This is a genomic window from Borrelia sp. A-FGy1 (assembly GCF_014084025.1).
Lineage (GTDB): Bacteria > Spirochaetota > Spirochaetia > Borreliales > Borreliaceae > Borrelia.
This window is the reverse complement of sequence record NZ_CP043682.1, coordinates 413266-430734: the sequence shown is the minus strand read 5'-3', so window position 1 is coordinate 430734 and position 17469 is coordinate 413266. Positions and strand designations below refer to the sequence as shown.

Genomic DNA, 17469 nt, shown 5'->3' with positions numbered 1-17469 from the left:
AAAATCTTAGTTCATATATAGATTGTTTGTAATAATTTTTGGAGGGAAAATATTAGATTCCTATTTTATATTCACTATAAATAGTTTTGTTGACAATTTGAATTGCGTATCTAGGCTTAAATGAGATTTGAATTTCAAGTTTTGTAACAGAATAAATGTTGTTATAAAAGAAATCAATGACTTGTTCTTTATCTAATATTATTTTCATTTTTGGCATTACCTATTATATTCCCCTTCATATAAAATTCTATTATATTAATGAATAAAATCATTTTATAGGTTACTATTAGTATAAGGTTTGTTGTAAATCAATATTTTTTTCATGGGTTATAATGAATTACTATGATTTTAGTAATATTTTCATTACATTTTCCCCCAAGTATAAAATAAGACTCAAATTATAAGTCACCTTTCTCGTTGCTATTTCAGAATGAAATTCAGTATTTTTTGAATATTTTTCATTCCCATAAGCTCATTTCAACTTTAATTTATGTATATAAATTCATAAGGAAAACAGGATTAAAATTGATTTTACTTTTAAAAGGAAGAAGGAAATATATCGCAGTGCTTAAATCTAAATTTAGTGCATTGATTTGTAATAAAAGAGAAGTGGGTGGGAAGTATAAAACTTTAATAAATTTATAGCAACTAAATATGAAGTTAGATTAACATTTCTTCATGAACTGGTAAGATTTGATTATTTTATGTTGCTTGTTTTATCTAAGGAATTATGGAACTTGGGGGGGGGTAAACTGTGATTGCAAGTGTCTGAGAAGGATGATAAGTAGTTTTAAAGTTAATGTAAATATTGTTTGTATCTTGATTTTCATTTAAATAAATCTGAAAAGACTATAAAAATAGTAAATATATAAATAAAATGGTTATTACATAAGCTTTTGTTTTAATAATCTTCATGTCATCTTGAAATTAAATGAAGATTATTAAAAAGTCTATTGTTAGTTAAATCAATCTATATAATTGCTTTGTTTTTTAAGAATTTTCTATTGGGTTTCTACCCCTGTTATTATTTCCATCAAATTTTTTTCCACTCTATTAACATTTTGGGATGCATTTATATTAAAAAGTCTATTGCTAGTTGAGTAAAAATCTATTAGTGGCTTTGTTTGTAAATTATATTCTTTAAGTCTTATCTTTAAAGACTCTTCTATATCGTCTTTTCGTTGGTAAAGATTGCCTTTGCAAATATCGCAAACTCCATTTTCTTTTGTAGGAAATGTGTGTATATTAAATATTTCGCCGCAAGTTTTGCATATTCTTCTTCCAGAAAGTCTTTTGATAAGAATCTCTTCATCAATGAAAAAATTTATTATTTTAAGATTTTGTAAGAATTTATCTAAAGCCTGAGCTTGAGAGATATTTCTTGGAAAACCATCAAGAATGAAATTATCAGTATTACCAAGTGTTTTAATTTTATCTTCAACTATTTTAATTGTAATTGAATCGGGGACTAATTTCCCACTTTCAACTATTTGTTTTATTTCTTTACCAAGTGTTGTGGAATTTAGTATATTTACCCTAAAAAGATCACCTGTTGAAATGTGGTAATAGTTTAGTTTTTTCAAAATTATCTTAGCAATTGTACCTTTTCCAGAACCTGGAGGCCCTAAAAAAACAAGTTTCATAAATAACTCCTGTGTACCCACTACCCCTTTTAGTGTTTAGATGAAAATATTTAATAAAAATTTAAGACCAACAATTGTTCCAATAGAAGAGCCAATGTTTACAAAGAATACTATCAGTAAAATTTTTGTAACCTTGTTCTTAAAATATCCTTTTACATTATTTAAATCTTCTTGTAAGTTTTCAAAGTCTTTTATTTTTGGCTTATTTATATAAGCTTCGACAAGCCCTGCTACCATACCTGTTCCAATAAATGGAATTAGAGAAAAAATTGGAGCACCGATTGAAGCTGTAAATATTGTTATAATGTTAGCTCTTAGTAAAATAGCAGCAAGACCTGCAAACGAAGAGTTAAATATTATCCAGAGTTCTATATTTTTATAGGCAAAATCAAAACCCTTAAAATAAAATGAACTTACTATTAACGCAATGACTAAAATAGGTATTAAGTAAGATATTAGTTTTCCAAGTGAAAAGGTTTTCTTAGGTATATTGTTTAAGGAATCAATGTTTATTACTTTTTTGTTTTCTTTGATATTTTTCAAATTCGTTATTATTCCCTTTACGTGTCCAGCTCCCACAACAGCAAAGGTTATACCTGAACCATTAAGTATTTTGCTTGCTATAAATTTGTCTCTTTCATCAATTAAAATTTTTTTGACAGTAGGGATTTCTTTTGCAAGTTCTTCCATCATACTTGATAGAATATCCTGTTCTTTTAATTTTTCAATTTCATCTATTGTTACTTTTGTATCTGAGAAGGAAAGAAGAATTGATATTATTTTGATTTTTTCTTTAAAGGGAACACAATGCCAAGCTCTCTTTAGTGTTATTTCGATTTTTCTGTCTGCAAGTATTATTGGAATATTGTGTTCCTTAGCTTTTAAAATAGCTGTTTTCATCTCTTCTCCAGGACTAATTCCTTGATCTTTTGCTAACTTTTTTTGGAAGTTATTTAATGCTAGCTGTACTATTAATAAAAATGCTTTTCCTTGTTTTATAGCCTTATATATATCTAAGTCTTGCCATTTTTTATGCTCATCCGTGTTTAAGATTGCATTGTAGCGTGATTTATCAAGTTCAACAGCAATAAAGGATGGTTTTAACTTTTCAATTAAAGTAGCTGTATCTTGTGAGCTTTTTTTTGATACATGTGCTGTACCTAATATGTATATTTTATTGTTATCTATATCAATAGTACTAACATGTGAAAAACAATCTTCACTATTTTCTTCTATAAAGTCCAAATGGTATCCTTATCTTTAAAACTTCAACCATCAAGCAGAATGGCCTTTAATAATTTTACCACATGGTTTATTGAAACTATATAGTCTACGTTATTTTCTTCTATTGCTATTTTTGGCATACCAAAAACTACAGAGCTTTTCTTGTCTTGAGCAATAGTAAGTCCTCCGGCTTTCTTAATTTCTCCAATTTCTCTAGATCCATCACTGCCCATTCCTGTCATTATAAAGGCTATTGCTTTTTCTTTAGCGTTTTCTGATACCGATTTAAATAATACTCCGATAGATGGTTTATGTCCATTTACATTCTTGTCGTCAAATACTTCTATTTGATAGTTATCGTTAATTTTATTAATTCTTGTGTGATATCCGCTAGAACTTATGTATATGAATCCTCTTTTTAGTATTTCTTTATTGCTTGTTTCCTTTACAACTAAGCTGCAAATGTTGTTGAGACTTCTTGCAAATTCTGATGTAAATCCTTTTGGCATATGTTGAACAATTATTATTGGTATGGGAAAATTATCAGGGATTTCTGGTAGTATAGTCTTTAATGCTACAGGCCCTCCTGTAGATATTCCAATGACAACTATATCAAATTTCCTATTTTTGAGTTTTTTTAAATTTTCTTCATCTATTATTGTTTCTTGGTAAAAATATTTGTTTTCAAGTATGTCTTTTTTTATTATTAAATTTTCATCTATTATATATTTTGTGTTTAAAGTTTTTTCTTTGATTGTATTACTTGTTTCAATTTTCTTTGTTTTTAATTTTAGGTTAACACTATTAATAATTTTGCTTTTTATGGACTTTATGCCGTAAGCATAGAGCAGATCAATAATTTGATCTTTTATATATTCTATTTTATCATCAGATTTTATGATAAAATCATCTGCTCCTTTTAATAATGCGTTTTTTGCTATGTCTTTGCTTGATGATAGAATGATAACAGGAATTTTATTATTAATGTTCCTTTTAGATTGTAAAAAATTAATTTCTTTTATTGTTTCTGTTTCTAAATTGAATAGTATGACATCGGGTTGTTTATTAAGTTTTTTAAGGGCTAATTTTCCATTAGATGCGGTAGCAATAACTTCAAGTTTTAAAGATGAATTAATTATATCTGATATAATTTTCCTATTAGTAGCAGAATCTTCAATAACAAGCACATAAATTTTTGTTCTCATTTTTGATTTGCTCCTATAAATTTATGTTTATCAAATTATAACCTATATTTGGGCTGAAATTTAAACTTTCCTTTTGGAATACTTTGATCATCTTTTTCATATATTATAGACCAAGGGGTTTTTAGGAATTTAAAAGGAAGATCAAGTCCGAATAGTGATTCTGAATGTCCAATAAATAAGTAACTTTTTTCAGACATGGAAGAGTAGAACTTTTTTAAAACTTTTATTTTAGATTTTTCATCAAAATATATGAGCACATTTCTGCAAAAAACAACATCAATGTTTAAAAATCCACTTTCAAAATTTAAGTTATGATAATCAAATCGTATGTGTTTCTTAATGTCGTTTACCACTTTATATCCATTCATATAAGGGCTCATATATTTTTTATATTTTGTTGGAATGTGTTCACATTTTTGTATAGAATAAAGACCTTCTTTTGCTATCATTAGAGATTTTAAACTTAAATCAGAAGCTATAATAATGAAGTCAAAGTTTGCTGGGAGATTAGACTTAAGAACAAATGCCAATGAGTACGGTTCTTCTCCGCTTGAACAGCCAGCAGACCATATAATAATTCTATTCTTGTTTTTTTTGTTTTTAATTTTTACTAAATTTGGAACTATGAATTTTTCAAATGTTTGAAAATGTGCTTCGTTTCTGAAAAACCGTGTTAAATTTGTTGTAACAAGGTCTAGGAAATAATCTTTTTTAATTTTGTCGGAGATTATTAAATTATATAATTGGTTTGGAGTATTGATGTTTTCAAGCTCATGTATAGCGTCATTAATTCGTCCCTTTAGTACAATTTTATTTTTTTCATCAAAACAAATACCACTATTTTCGTATATAAAGTTACAAAACTTTAAGAGAAGTTCATTGCTAATGTCTAACATTTAATAAAACCTAAATTTTATAATTTTCCTTATTAATTAAGTATTACTTAATTATGATAAATTTCTAGTTAATTTTACAAATTTTACAAAATAATTGTAAAATTAGAACGGATTAAGTTTGTTTAATCACCATATAAGGAAGTGTCTGTGAAAAAATGTTCATTTTATTTTTTGTTTATTTTAATACTAATGGGTTGTATTAGTAAAAAGGAAAATACAGTGAAAAGCAATGGTATATTTGCATTGATTTATACAAATAAAGGTAATATAAAGATAGAACTTTACTATAAGGTTTCACCTTTGACGGTTATGAATTTTATTGGTCTTAGTGAAGGACTTTTTAAAAATGCTGTTACAAATCAGCCTTATTTTGAAAATATTGTTTTTCATAGAGTGATTGATGGGTTTATTGTTCAGACAGGAGATCCTACAGGAACGGGTACTGGAGGTCCTGGTTATTTTTTTCCTGATGAACTGGGGAGGGGTTTAAGTCATAATGCAATAGGAATTGTTTCTATGGCTAATGCGGGTTCTGATACTAATGGAAGTCAATTTTTTATAACTCTATCAGATACTCTTACTTACCTTGATTCTAAGCATTCAATCTTTGGTAAAGTAGTTGAAGGAATGGAGACAGTTTACAAAATTCGTCAGGGAGATAAAATAGAGAAAGTGGAAATCATTCGTATTGGTGATGATGCTGAATCTTTTAAAGTTAGCAATAAGGAATTTATAAAATTAAAAAAAAGTTATGAGTCAAAGAAGAAAGAAGAAATGGGAAAATACATATCTTCTCAACTTGAAATTATTTATAAAAAATATAGAGATTTTAAAAAGGATAATAATGATATCTTTTATAAGATCAATAAGCAGGGAAAAGGCAAAGGTGTTAAGAAAGGAGATATTTTAATAGTTGATTATGAAGGGTTTTTACTAAGTGAATTAAAGTTTGACAGTTCGATTGACAGGGGAGAGCCAATTGAGTTTATGGTTGGCTATGGGCAAGTGATTGAAGGATGGGACCTAACATTGTTAGATATGCATGAGGGTGAGGAAAGAATGGTGATAATTCCACCTAGTCTTGCTTATGGCAAGAGAAGTATTAGTGAAGTTATAAAACCAAATTCCTTTTTAAAATTTAATATCCTTTTAAGGAAGATTAAATGATTTATTCTCGATTTTTTTTTGAGGAAAATATTAAATATGAAATTTATAGAAAAATATTTCATATTTCTACTTTAATATTTTTGTTGTTTTATAAAATGAGTTTTTGGCTAGGTCTTTCATTTAGTCTATTTTTTATGATGATATACTTAATTTCAGAAATATTTAGGCTTATGAAAATAAATTTATTTTTTTTACAAGATATATCGGAGATAATAATGAAGACTAGAGAAATATCTTATTGTAAGATGGTATTATCTCCAATATTTTTAGTAGTTAGTATATCTTTTACTTATTATATTGTGCCTGAGCCTTTTAATTACATCGGAATATTTTCAGCCTGTCTTGGTGATGGACTAGCTAGTCTTTTTGGAAAGACAATTCCTTCTTTTAAACTTGTGAATAATAAAACATTTTCTGGTAGTGTTGCTATTTTTTTAGTTTCTTTTATTGCTTGTTATTATTTTTTTCCAAGCTTAATAATAGCATCAGTTGTTGGCATGGGCGCTGTTATTTTTGAACTTTTTGATTTTAAAAAATATGATAATTTATTTTTGCCTGTGGGTGTGTCAATGATATCTTTTGTTGTGTGTTGAGTTAATATTATAACCAGTAGAAGAAAAGTTTGCCTGCTTCTCTTAAGTATATTGATACTCCTATTAAGATTGGAATGAAAGCATAGGGTATTTCAATAAAGTTTAAGTATATGCCTAGTAATATTAAAAAAATTGACACAAGTAATAGAAGATAACTAAGGTTTTTTTTCCTTAAAAATGCGACTAAAAAATTTATTAAGATTAGTAATAAGAATAAATTAACATGAAATTTTTGATTTCCTATTGCAAATAGAAAATTATTCATATGAGTATACTCATATGCGTTGATAGGTACTAAAGAGATATAAATAATTGAAAAAGTGAAAATTAAATAAATATTGTAAGTGATTGATTTTATTTGGAAATCACATATATGTAGACTTAGAAAAAATAAGTTTAGTAACGAAAATACGGTCATTAGATTATATATTTTCATGTAGTAGTAGTATTCTATACTTAATTCATGATTTAAGAAGTAGTATTTAAAAATTGATAGAGATTCAAATATGTATGAACAGATAAAACAATAAAAAAATACAAATTGTATATTATTTGTTCTCTTATAATGGATGTATGTCCAAATAGAGCCTATTATGCCAATACTAAAAATAAAAAGAATATTGATTAAAGTTAATAAATTTCTGTTATAAACCTTAACAAGGTAGTTATAAAAATCTACTCTAAAGTTAATGTAGTACATAAATGTTGATATTACGGTTATTCCTAATGCAAAAATTGTTAATAAGAAGAAATTTAATTTAATGAAAGTTATTTTCATTTAAATATCCAAGAATGGTAATCTTTTTTCATTTTAATTATTTTTTTTAATCTGATATCAAGCTTTTCAAAAAAATCTATATTAGTTTTTTCCTCAATTGAGTAAACATTCACTACATAATTTCTTAAGTTTAAGACTTTGGCCTTTTCATTTGGAATAATAAAAGAAATTATGTCATAAGAATTATCATCATTTAATGATAACATTATTTTGTAAAAATTTTTTGGAATAAGTATTTTATTATTTCCAATAAATCCCTTGTTTTCTGTTAAAATTCCTGCACTAATAATATAAATCTTTCCCTTTAAAATTGCCCATTCTCTAACCAATTTTTCAAGTTTTAGCCAGATTCCAGAATTAAATTCTCTTTTTTGGGGAGATATGTTTGATAAAAAATAAGTATCTCTCATTGCATCTTCAGAAAAAGACATGTCGGCAGAACTGATAATATGGCCTTTGTCATATCCGCTCTTAAAGTAATCTTTTAATTTTGGAGCAATTCCTTTAATGTCTTTATCTTCAAAAAATTTATTGCTTCTCTTTATTTTTTTCTCCTTGAGTAGTGTTAAAGCTAGTTCAACCATCTCTCTTTTCAAAAGGTAAGCCACCCATTCTGCTTGTCTTGCACTTTCAGCATATCCTAAAGAATAGTATTTTTTATGTAGTACTTGAGTCGTAAGATATCCTTTTGGCAAGAGATATTTTTCTTTTAACTTAGTTGAATTTTGATGACTGTTAATCTTATCTTTAAATGTTTTTATATGATTACAAGCTATTTCTTTAAAATTTTTTAGAATTTTTGGATTTTGATTAAGAAATAAAAAACATAATAAAATTAATATGTAACAACATATTAAAGACATTGATTTTTGTTTCATGATTTTACCTCTGTACTTCAAAATTATATCTAATACCAAAATCGAAAGAAATATTAAATGTGTCAAGGAATAAGAAATCAATTCTAGAGTATAAACTTAAGTATGGTATAGATTTTTTTGTGGAGAGTTCAAAAAATATATAAGGTTCTATTATGTAAGGCAGTTTTTCATAAAATTTAAAGTCACCTATAAAATTTGTTGAAAGATAGAATCTTCCTCCAATGCCAAATGTTAATGAGAAATAATTTGTTTTATTTGTTAAATTTGAAATGTGCCAATTCATCCCTGTTCCGATATAAGAGCTTGAATATTTAAATCTTTTTGATATGTTATAATCTTCATGAATTGAAATCAAAATCACTGCTAGGAAATCAAAATTATTAATTGCAAAAATGTAATAAGGCCTGAATATTAAGTGATTTATCTTAGAATTTATGAAAAATCCAGTTCCAAGTCCAAGCCCTGATGAATGAGTAAATCCTCTTACCGTAGAAAAAAAGCTATATTCATTTTTGTTTGATGATTTTTCTAATCGTAGTTTTTTTTTATCATTTATCTCATCTTTTTGTTGTGTTGCATGTGAGAAAGGCAGCATTGTATATAATAAAAGTAAATGGAGTTTAATTATTTTTCTCATAGTTAAATTAGATTCAATAATATAAAATAAATTGTAAATAAAAAAGTAAATTAAAATAAGGCAAATTAATAGGTTTAATTTTAAAATATTGATAACATACTTTTATTAAAAAGTTTAATAAAAGTATCTAAATTTAATTATTATGCTGTGATACAATTATTTTAAGTGTTTAGGAGGTTGAAGATATGTTTTTAAATTTTTTGAAAAAAGAACTTATTTTTATATCGATGGAAATGAAATCTAAAGAAGATGCCATTAATTTTTTATTAGATAAAGTAAATGAAAAGGGTTATATAGATAATAAAGATGAATTTTTTCGGGGTATTTTTGATAGAGAAAATATTGGAGACACGTCTTGGGAGAATGGTGTTGCTATACCCCATTTTATAGGAGATTTTGTTAAGACAAGCTTTGTTTCATTGCTTTATGTGAAAGGAAATGGTATAAAGTGGTCTGATAATAATCCTCCTGTTAATTTAATATTTTTAATTTGTATGTCTAAAAATCAACAAGGTAATGATCATATTAAATCAATAGCTTTCATAGCTCAATTGTTTGAAAACGATGATTTTAAGAATATTTTGAAAAATGTAAATAGTCCTGATGAGATTTATTCTTACATGGAAAATGTTGAAAAGTCTTCTTATAGGGATGATATTGTGGTTTATTCTGAGTCAAAAAAAATAGTTGCTGTATCTTCTTGCCCTGTAGGAATTGCACATACGTATATTGCTGCCAGGAAGATTGAAACTGAAGCTAGAAAGCAGGGTTATAAAGTTAAAGTTGAGACTCAAGGCTCTATTGGTATTGAAAATGCCTTAACAGAAAATGAGATTAAAGATGCTGATGTTGTAATACTTGCCGTTGATAAAGATGTTAATGAAGAAAGATTTGATGGAAAGAGGGTTTATAAGATTTCAACTGCTAAAGCTATAAATAATATAGAAGATGTTATTAGAGAAGCATTTAATGCCCCGATATTTAATTATAAGAATATGAATCCTTATTTAAGAAGTACAATTAAAAAGACCAAATCTAATTTTTATAAATATTTAATGAGTGGGGTTTCTCCTATGATTCCAATTGTAGCAAGTGGCGGTATTTTGATTGCCATTGGAATAGCATTGGCTGGAATTGGCTCCGATGGTCCAAATTTTTCTGAATATCCTTTTTATAAGACTATTACTGATATTGGTGCTGTTGCTTTTGAGATGATGTTGCCAATACTTGCAGGGTTTATTGCTATGGCAATTGCCGATAAACCAGGACTTGCTCCAGGGCTTGTAGGAGGTGTTCTTGCTAAGGATATTGGATCAGGATTTTTGGGAGCAATACTTGCTGGGTTTATTGCCGGATTTGTTGCTAGATGGATAGCTCGGAGAAAAGTCCCTGAATGGATAAAGCCTGTAATGCCTATTTTTGTTATTCCTTTAATAAGCACTTTGATTATTGGATTTTTCATGATATATACTGGGGTCTATATTTCTCAATTTATGACATTACTTGAAAATGGGCTTAAATCATTACAGAATAATTCAGAGGCTTATGGTATTTTGGGAAAAGTTTTAATTGGTTTAATACTTGGTTCTATGGTGTCTATTGACATGGGAGGACCTTTTAATAAAGTTGCATTCCTTTTTGGTGTTGGGATGATTCCTCAAGTTCCGCAAATAATGGGTATGGTAGCATCAGCTATTCCTGTTCCTCCTATGGCTATGGGGCTTGCTACTTTTATTATGCCTAAATTATTTGGAGATGAAGAAAGGGAATCTGGTAAAGTATCATTTTTGATTTCTTTTATTGGAATTAGTGAAGGTGCCATTCCATTTGCTATTAGTGACCCTGCAAGAGTTCTACCGTCAATAATAGCTGGCGGTGCTGTTGCAAGTATTATTGCAGCTTTCTTAGGGGTTGCAGATCATGCACCGCATGGAGGACCCATAGTACTTCCTGTTGTTGATAATAAAGTAGGCTTTATTGTTGCAATGGCTTCTGGTGTTGTTGTTGCAACAATTTTAGTAATTTTTCTAAAATCTTTAAAATTTAAGGTATCTAAATGAGTTTTGACAATATATTTTTGATGAAAAATGAAATTAAAGAATATGATTGGGGCGGAACTAGTTTTATCCCTTCTATTTTGGGACAAAAACAAGATGGCTTACCCAAGGCTGAGATGTGGCTTGGCGCGCATAAGACATTCTCTAGTAAAATATTGATTAAAAATCGATATGTATCTCTTTGTAATTTTTTAGAGCAACATAGTGAACTTTTAAGAAAGGGGAATGAGTTATCTTTTTTGTTTAAGGTTTTATCAGCTGCAAAGCCTTTATCAATTCAAGTACATCCTTCAAAAGATATTGCTTTAGAGGGTTTTAAACTTGAAAATGATAGAGGAGTAAACATTAATAATCCAGAGAGAGTTTATAAAGATGAGAATCCAAAAATAGAACTTGTTTATGCTTTAAGTGATTTTTATGTTCTTAAAGGATTTTTACCTCTTATTGAAATTAAAGGTATGTGTAAAAAATTAGAATTAGATTTTAACTTTGTAAATCATAAAGAGTTTATAAGTAATATATTTAACTTGCAAAAATGTGACATTGAAAATGCTATTAGTAAAATACAGGAGAATTTAAGTTTTCTAGAAAGAGATAGGGCTTATTGGTTTAATGAAATATATAAAGTTTATGGAGCAGATATAGGTCTTTTGGTATTTTTGGGAATGCATATTTTTAAATTAAATCCAGGTGAGGTAATCTACACGGAAAGTCGAGAAGTACATGCATATCTTAAAGGAGAATGTCTTGAGCTTATGACTAATTCTGATAACGTAATAAGAGCAGGGCTTACTACTAAATATATTAATAAGAATGAGATGCTTAAGGTAGGTAAGTTTGAAGAAGGAAGATTTTCATTATTAAAAGTCGAGGAAATTGATAAATTTGATGCATTTAAGCTTCCAGGTACTAATTTGATGTTGCTTCACAGAAAAATTAATGAAGAAATTTGTTTAAAAAGAAACAGTGAGATGATCTTGTTAGTTATGGGTGGTCAAATTCATATAAATAATCATTTTTTCATTAAGAAGGGGGAGAGTGTATTTATAGGTATATGTGATGAAAAATTGTTAATCCGTGGAAATGGTGAAATATTTGTTGCACTTTCTGTTTAGAAATTTTTTATAGCTTACTCTAATAAAAATACTATTGCTTATATGGTAAATTTAATAAACCCGACTGCAAATAATTTGAACCTAATTCCTTCAAACATTATTTTTGGTTTTGTGAGCAATATGGTTGGGCCAAATGAAGGATAAACTTTAAGGCCTAGTGATAAATTTTTTGCGAATTTGTATTCCATTGTTATGGGAAGTCTAGATACTGTTCCTATTCTTTGGTAAGTAATAAATTTTTTACTACCTGGAGGAATGAGATCTACCTGAGACCAGTCTGCACCAATGCCAAATCCTCCTCCTACAACTACGGTAGGGCCTATTTCTTTTTTAAAAATTAAATCAAGACCAAGTAGCATGTAATGTTGAAAATTTTTAGGATTAAAATCAATGAAACTACCATATCCAAGGTCTATATCTACATATGGCATCGAAAATAGAATATTTCCTACTGGACTTCCGGTCCCTGCTCCTAATGCAAATGAGTCATATGCGGTTTTTTCTTTTTTTCCTTTAAATAAAAAAGGCTTTGCAATAGATATTTTAGTTTTTTTTTGATGGATAGACCTAGCTTTTGGAGGATGAGTAGGCATAGGTTTGTTGGGATGAACATTTTTATTATCATTTGTAGTACAAATAGTTCCATCATCTTCTGTATTGCATTTAATTTTGTAGGCAATGTCATTAGATTTAGAGAACGCAAAGTAATATATATTAAGCGTTAACAATAACATGAGTATTTTTTGAATATTTTTTTCCATTAGCTTTCCTTCATATATATATTTTGAGGTATCCAACACCAAAAAATCCAAATCTCATCCCTTCCATTGACTTAGAGTCTAATAGCATTACCCCACCAAGTGTAGCCACAGCTTTAAACCCTATTACAAGATTTTTTAAGAAACTGTATTCTAATGAAATAGGAAGTCTAAGCACAATACCTAGTCTATTTTTGTATGTGGATTTTTGTGGAGATATCTCTTCAGTATCTTCATCGCTATCGTCTTGTTCTGGTTTTTCTCTAGGAACTGTATTAGTCATATTTTCTTGAGACCAGTCTACACCTACACCAAAGCCACCACTTATTATTGTGTTTTGATAAAGTTCTTCTTTAAACATAAAATCAATCCCAGAAATAATATAGGGTACGAAATTATTGGGATGAAGACCATTAAATCCTCCATATCCAAACTCTATGTCTACATATGGAACAGAAATTGTAATATTTGTAATAGGATTTCCAATCCCAAAACCTATTCCAAATAGATTATTTAAGTTTTCCCTTTCTCTTAGTACATTATCAAGATCTAATGAACTAACTTGTTGAGCAAAAGAAGGGAGTGTCAATAACAAAAACATAATTAATATTAATAATTTTTTCATAAATTCTCCTTTAACTTATATCTAGCCAAATATTTACAATTGTTAGAATTGTATTCTATAAAGTATAAGATATAAAGAAGATTCCTGATAGATAATTTGCCTAAGAATAGCTTTATTGTATAATCCTTTAGCATTAAATTATTATTAATTTTAAAGAATCTATGACAATTTTTAGCCGTAAAAACCAGCATAACCTTTTGGAATTTGTAACTTGTTGTTAAGTACTTTGAAGTGGTAACTAATTCAAAAAAAAGTCTTATAGAAATTTTGTTAAAAGGTTTATTGCAATTTTTAAACATAATATCCAGCTTATAAAAAGAAATATTACAGCAAAGATTTATATTAAAAACATATTTGACATTTTTTTAATATAAAGATAAGCTTTAATCAAGGATTTTTGCTTACAGGTTTATTAGAAGATTTGTTTTGATATTTTTACTTTTTGTTTTTGCAAATTTTTGTGCCTTCTCGTATATATTTTTAATGATCTAGGCTTTTTTAGTAAAGGAGCTTACTTTATGTTTGTAAGTATAGTCTTTTTGAATGTAAGAGGAAGGATACAGTGTACTGCTCTTGAGTTTATTCTTTTAGATTTATGTTAAAAATAATTTTATAAAATATAAGGTATATGCTATAATTTAGCTAACATATCGATTATGTTAGTATTTATGATAAGAATCTTTATAATTTCTTGAGGATGATTGATTTAAAGTATTAAAGGCCTTGACATAAGTCATTTAAACAATAATAGGAATGTTTATGTTGATAATGGAGAATCTAAAGATAAATCTTTAGGCTTATTTAATTTTTAACAAGAGAATAAGTATCAGATTTATTTTAATTTAATAAGGTAAGGTATTTAAATTGTTTTTAGATCTTTATACTTTTACTATTTTTACTATTCCTTATATGTTAAGAATGAGGGTGTTTTTGTAGGAGGAGGGGGCGGGGCTAAGGGCTAAAGAAAATTGGAATAGGAGATAAAATGATAAAATAAGATAGATCCTTATTTAAAGAAGATTGTGTTTGTTTGTTGTAGATTATGTTGTAGATTATAGGGAAAGTTATGATGAATGCTTTTTATAAATAAATATAGTAGATTTGTGATTCAAATATATAAGATATTAGTTATTGAATTTGTGCAGTGAGGTTTAAAAAATTTTATCAAGGGCAGATTATGAGTAGTTTTATTATTTCAAAAGAAGAAGATTATTCCAAGTGGTATTTAAACATAGTACAAGAGGCAAAGCTTGTTGATTATAGTCCCATTAAGGGTTGCATGGTTATTATGCCTTATGGGTATGCTATTTGGGAAAGAATTAAAAGTATACTTGATGATAAGCTTAGAGAAACGGGACATGAAAATGCATATTTTCCATTATTTATTCCTTATGAATTCTTGAAAAGGGAGCAAAAACATATCGAAGGATTTTCTCCGGAGCTTGCTGTTGTAACAAATGCTGGTGGAGAGAAATTGAGTGAACCTTTAGTTATAAGGCCAACTTCTGAGACAATTATTTGGAATATGTACAGTAAGTGGATAAAGTCTTACAGAGATTTGCCTATTAAGATTAATCAGTGGGCAAATATTGTTCGTTGGGAAAAGAGAACAAGGCCATTCTTGCGCACAACTGAATTTTTGTGGCAAGAAGGACATACTGCTCATGAGACCTCAGAAGAAGCAGAGAGTGAAGCTTTATTTATTCTAAGTCTTTATAAGAAATTTGTTGAGGATTATTTGGCTATTCCTGTATTTCATGGAAAAAAGTCAGAAAAAGAAAAATTTGCTGGTGCTGTTTGTACTTATACAATTGAAGCATTAATGCAGGACAAGAAAGCTTTGCAAGCTGGAACATCTCATTATTTGGGGTTAAATTTTGCAAAGGCTTTTGATGTTAAATTTCAAAATAAAAAAGGAGAGATGGAGTATGTTTCAGCTACTAGTTGGGGAGTTTCAACTAGATTGATTGGAGCATTGATTATGGTTCACTCCGATAACAAGGGCTTAATATTGCCTCCCAAAATAGCACCCATAGAGCTTATTATTATTCCTATTTTTAAGAGCGATGATGAAGTTAATAAAAGAATTCTTGAATATGCTACTGCTATTTTTAATAGATTAAAAAAAGAAAAATTTAGAGTTGAGATTGATAAAGATATCAAGAATTCCCCAGGATTTAGATTTTCTTCCGCAGAACTTAAAGGAATACCAATACGTATTGAAGTAGGCTCTAATGATATTCTTATGGATTGTGTCACTATTGCAAGGAGAGACAAAGATAAAAACTCTAAATATCAAGTAGCAGTGAGAGAGTTATCATCTATAGTTAGAAATGAGCTTGAAAGTATGCAGAATGATTTGTTTAATAAAGCCTTAGAGTTTAGAAATTTGAATACCAAAGAAATTTTTGGAATGGGAAAAGATAGCTATAATTCTTTTAAGAATTATATTAATGAGCATTTGGGATTTGTGTTCTCTTCTTGGTGTGGTAGTGAAGTGTGCGAAGAGAGTATTCAAAATGATACAAAAGCTACAATAAGGTGTATTCCTGAGAATTTTAGAAGTAAATCTTTACATAATCTAAACTGCATTTATTGTAAGACAGAAGCAAAACATCTTGTTTTATTTGCAAAATCTTACTAATCATTTATGTCTTATTATCTAGTATTTACTAGTATTTAAGTTTCTCTTAATTCATTGAAGTTTACTATGTATATTATTGTCACATTTAATGTGAAGTCGATCATTAAGGCTAGGGATGTTAATAACGGAAGTATTGGAGTTATGTTAGAGTAGCTAAGTTCAATACCTTTTGTATAAGTTGAACATAACATTGTAATTATATAAGTTAAATTATTTGGTATATGTGGAAATGCAAAAATAAAAATAAATGCTAATGTGCTAATATAGCTTATTTCATAAATTGATATAGGTAAACTAGAATAAGATTTTAAAATAATAAAAAATGAAATTGTTGAAATGAAAATTGTTCCAAATTTGGAAATAAAGTTAATTAATGGTATATTTGTAATTATTGATTTTTTTATGTTAATTCTTTCATTTTTGATGTCTTCTATTAATACAGAATAAGGAGAATAGGAATCCATTGTCAGACCTGCAAATATTATGTTTTGAAACGAGATTGTTATGCTTTGATATGCTAATTTAAAGTTTTTAGTTAATTTGTAACTAATTATTGGAATTATTATTAAGATAATAATAAGTGTCCATGATGTGAAAAATAATATACTATTTAAGTAGTATTGATAATCTTTAAAATTTCTTAAGTTGCTAGTATATGCTGCTGTGATAAAAATGATCCCGAAATTTAATATATTAACTACTATTCCATTTGCATTATAAAAAAGGTTTGAAGTACTTAAAATAAGTTCTCTGGCAATTCTTCCCTTTTGTTTTGCATAGTAAAAACTAGTACCAATAATTATTGAGATAATGTAAATACTTAAAAGATTTGGATTGTTACTTGTAAGTATTGTAAAAATATTTTTTGGAAAAAATGTTTCAAGAAATTCTGATTTAACAAATATGTATAAATTTTTAATATTTTTATCTAAAATTGGAATTCTTTGTGGGATATATATTGTTGCGACTGTGATTGAGGTAATTACTCCCATGGCGTTGATTAAAATTCCATAATAAATTGTTTTTCCAAATAGTTTTTTGAATTGTTTGTTTTCAATAATATTTTCTATTCCGAGTGGTATTGAGAATATTAAAAAAGGAATCAAGGAGAAGTAAGCAAGTCTTATAAAAATGTGAGATAGTGCATTGTAAATATCAGAGGGAAAAAAGAGTCCAATAAATATTCCAATAGGTATTGTTAGAAAAAATTTTACTTTTGTGTTCATAATTTATCCTTAGAAGTTTTTAA

At 27.7% G+C, this 17469-nt stretch carries 16 protein-coding genes; 5 read left to right on the top strand and 11 right to left on the bottom strand.

Annotation, left to right across the window (positions count from 1 at the left end; all coding sequences use genetic code 11):
• Positions 1–52 precede the first annotated feature (52 nt).
• The 5 genes from F0310_RS02030 to F0310_RS02010 form a co-directional block, all read right to left on the bottom strand.
• Complete coding sequence (locus F0310_RS02030) at positions 53–217, bottom strand: hypothetical protein (RefSeq protein WP_182117303.1); 165 nt, start codon at positions 215–217, stop codon at positions 53–55.
• Between the two features lie 784 nt (positions 218–1001).
• Positions 1002–1643, bottom strand: coding sequence for an adenylate kinase (locus F0310_RS02025; RefSeq protein ID WP_182117302.1), 642 nt, complete (start codon positions 1641–1643; stop codon positions 1002–1004).
• A gap of 36 nt (positions 1644–1679) precedes the next feature.
• On the bottom strand, positions 1680–2888 hold the full coding sequence (locus F0310_RS02020; protein ID WP_182117301.1) for a TraB/GumN family protein: 1209 nt from the start codon (positions 2886–2888) through the stop codon (positions 1680–1682).
• Positions 2889–2911: 23 nt separating this feature from the next.
• Positions 2912–4072 (bottom strand): chemotaxis-specific protein-glutamate methyltransferase CheB, encoded by a 1161-nt coding sequence (gene cheB / locus F0310_RS02015; protein WP_182117300.1) that lies wholly within the window; start codon positions 4070–4072, stop codon positions 2912–2914.
• A gap of 35 nt (positions 4073–4107) precedes the next feature.
• A complete protein-coding gene (locus tag F0310_RS02010; RefSeq protein WP_182117299.1) occupies positions 4108–4968 on the bottom strand; it encodes a CheR family methyltransferase in 861 nt (286 codons plus the stop codon).
• Positions 4969–5115: 147 nt separating this feature from the next.
• Here F0310_RS02010 and F0310_RS02005 point away from each other — a divergent pair, with 147 nt between their 5' ends.
• Both F0310_RS02005 and F0310_RS02000 read left to right on the top strand, forming a co-directional pair.
• Complete coding sequence (locus F0310_RS02005) at positions 5116–6135, top strand: peptidylprolyl isomerase (RefSeq protein ID WP_232535937.1); 1020 nt, start codon at positions 5116–5118, stop codon at positions 6133–6135.
• Complete coding sequence (locus tag F0310_RS02000) at positions 6132–6728, top strand: diacylglycerol/polyprenol kinase family protein (RefSeq protein ID WP_182117298.1); 597 nt, start codon at positions 6132–6134, stop codon at positions 6726–6728. The genes F0310_RS02005 and F0310_RS02000 overlap by 4 nt, the downstream gene beginning before the upstream one ends.
• Before the next feature lie 7 nt (positions 6729–6735).
• Here the strand turns inward: F0310_RS02000 and F0310_RS05920 are convergent, their stop codons facing one another.
• From F0310_RS05920 to F0310_RS01985, 3 genes are read right to left on the bottom strand one after another with little or no spacing between them, the layout of a single operon-like run.
• Positions 6736–7506 carry a hypothetical protein gene (locus F0310_RS05920; RefSeq protein WP_182117297.1) on the bottom strand — a complete coding sequence of 257 codons (771 nt, stop codon included), beginning with the start codon at positions 7504–7506 and terminating at the stop codon, positions 6736–6738.
• Positions 7503–8384: a DNA/RNA non-specific endonuclease gene (locus F0310_RS01990; RefSeq protein ID WP_182117296.1), complete on the bottom strand. Its 882-nt coding sequence runs from the start codon at positions 8382–8384 to the stop codon at positions 7503–7505. The genes F0310_RS05920 and F0310_RS01990 overlap by 4 nt, the downstream gene beginning before the upstream one ends.
• A gap of 4 nt (positions 8385–8388) precedes the next feature.
• The gene (locus F0310_RS01985; protein ID WP_476577975.1) at positions 8389–8979 is read right to left on the bottom strand and encodes a hypothetical protein; all 591 of its coding nucleotides are present in this window, start codon (positions 8977–8979) and stop codon (positions 8389–8391) included.
• A 227-nt stretch (positions 8980–9206) separates the two neighbouring features.
• Between F0310_RS01985 and F0310_RS01980 the strand changes: the two genes are divergently transcribed.
• Both F0310_RS01980 and manA read left to right on the top strand, forming a co-directional pair.
• Positions 9207–11081: a fructose-specific PTS transporter subunit EIIC gene (locus tag F0310_RS01980; RefSeq protein WP_182117294.1), complete on the top strand. Its 1875-nt coding sequence runs from the start codon at positions 9207–9209 to the stop codon at positions 11079–11081.
• Complete coding sequence (gene manA, locus F0310_RS01975) at positions 11078–12193, top strand: mannose-6-phosphate isomerase, class I (protein WP_182117293.1); 1116 nt, start codon at positions 11078–11080, stop codon at positions 12191–12193. The genes F0310_RS01980 and manA overlap by 4 nt, the downstream gene beginning before the upstream one ends.
• Before the next feature lie 38 nt (positions 12194–12231).
• Here manA and F0310_RS01970 read toward each other — a convergent pair whose 3' ends face one another.
• Complete coding sequence (locus F0310_RS01970; protein WP_182117292.1) at positions 12232–12954, bottom strand: DUF3996 domain-containing protein; 723 nt, start codon at positions 12952–12954, stop codon at positions 12232–12234.
• 10 nt (positions 12955–12964) lie between these two features.
• On the bottom strand, positions 12965–13576 hold the full coding sequence (locus F0310_RS01965) for a DUF3996 domain-containing protein (protein ID WP_182117291.1): 612 nt from the start codon (positions 13574–13576) through the stop codon (positions 12965–12967).
• 1177 nt (positions 13577–14753) lie between these two features.
• Between F0310_RS01965 and proS the strand changes: the two genes are divergently transcribed.
• Positions 14754–16220, top strand: coding sequence for a proline--tRNA ligase (gene proS, locus F0310_RS01960; protein WP_182117290.1), 1467 nt, complete (start codon positions 14754–14756; stop codon positions 16218–16220).
• A 35-nt stretch (positions 16221–16255) separates the two neighbouring features.
• Here the strand turns inward: proS and F0310_RS01955 are convergent, their stop codons facing one another.
• Positions 16256–17446, bottom strand: coding sequence for a dicarboxylate/amino acid:cation symporter (locus F0310_RS01955; RefSeq protein WP_182117289.1), 1191 nt, complete (start codon positions 17444–17446; stop codon positions 16256–16258).
• Positions 17447–17469 lie beyond the last annotated feature (23 nt).

Bases quoted from the DNA above. Each gene is read 5' to 3' on its own strand.
- F0310_RS02030 (WP_182117303.1), bottom strand. From the start codon at position 217: ATGCCAAAAATGAAAATAATATTAGATAAAGAACAAGTCATTGATTTC.
- F0310_RS02025 (WP_182117302.1), bottom strand. From the start codon at position 1,643: ATGAAACTTGTTTTTTTAGGGCCTCCAGGTTCTGGAAAAGGTACAATT.
- cheB (WP_182117300.1), bottom strand. From the start codon at position 4,072: ATGAGAACAAAAATTTATGTGCTTGTTATTGAAGATTCTGCTACTAAT.
- F0310_RS02010 (WP_182117299.1), bottom strand. From the start codon at position 4,968: ATGTTAGACATTAGCAATGAACTTCTCTTAAAGTTTTGTAACTTTATA.
- F0310_RS02000 (WP_182117298.1), top strand. From the start codon at position 6,132: ATGATTTATTCTCGATTTTTTTTTGAGGAAAATATTAAATATGAAATT.
- F0310_RS05920 (WP_182117297.1), bottom strand. From the start codon at position 7,506: ATGAAAATAACTTTCATTAAATTAAATTTCTTCTTATTAACAATTTTT.
- F0310_RS01990 (WP_182117296.1), bottom strand. From the start codon at position 8,384: ATGAAACAAAAATCAATGTCTTTAATATGTTGTTACATATTAATTTTA.
- F0310_RS01985 (WP_476577975.1), bottom strand. From the start codon at position 8,979: ATGCTGCCTTTCTCACATGCAACACAACAAAAAGATGAGATAAATGAT.
- F0310_RS01980 (WP_182117294.1), top strand. From the start codon at position 9,207: ATGTTTTTAAATTTTTTGAAAAAAGAACTTATTTTTATATCGATGGAA.
- manA (WP_182117293.1), top strand. From the start codon at position 11,078: ATGAGTTTTGACAATATATTTTTGATGAAAAATGAAATTAAAGAATAT.
- F0310_RS01970 (WP_182117292.1), bottom strand. From the start codon at position 12,954: ATGGAAAAAAATATTCAAAAAATACTCATGTTATTGTTAACGCTTAAT.
- F0310_RS01965 (WP_182117291.1), bottom strand. From the start codon at position 13,576: ATGAAAAAATTATTAATATTAATTATGTTTTTGTTATTGACACTCCCT.
- proS (WP_182117290.1), top strand. From the start codon at position 14,754: ATGAGTAGTTTTATTATTTCAAAAGAAGAAGATTATTCCAAGTGGTAT.
- F0310_RS01955 (WP_182117289.1), bottom strand. From the start codon at position 17,446: ATGAACACAAAAGTAAAATTTTTTCTAACAATACCTATTGGAATATTT.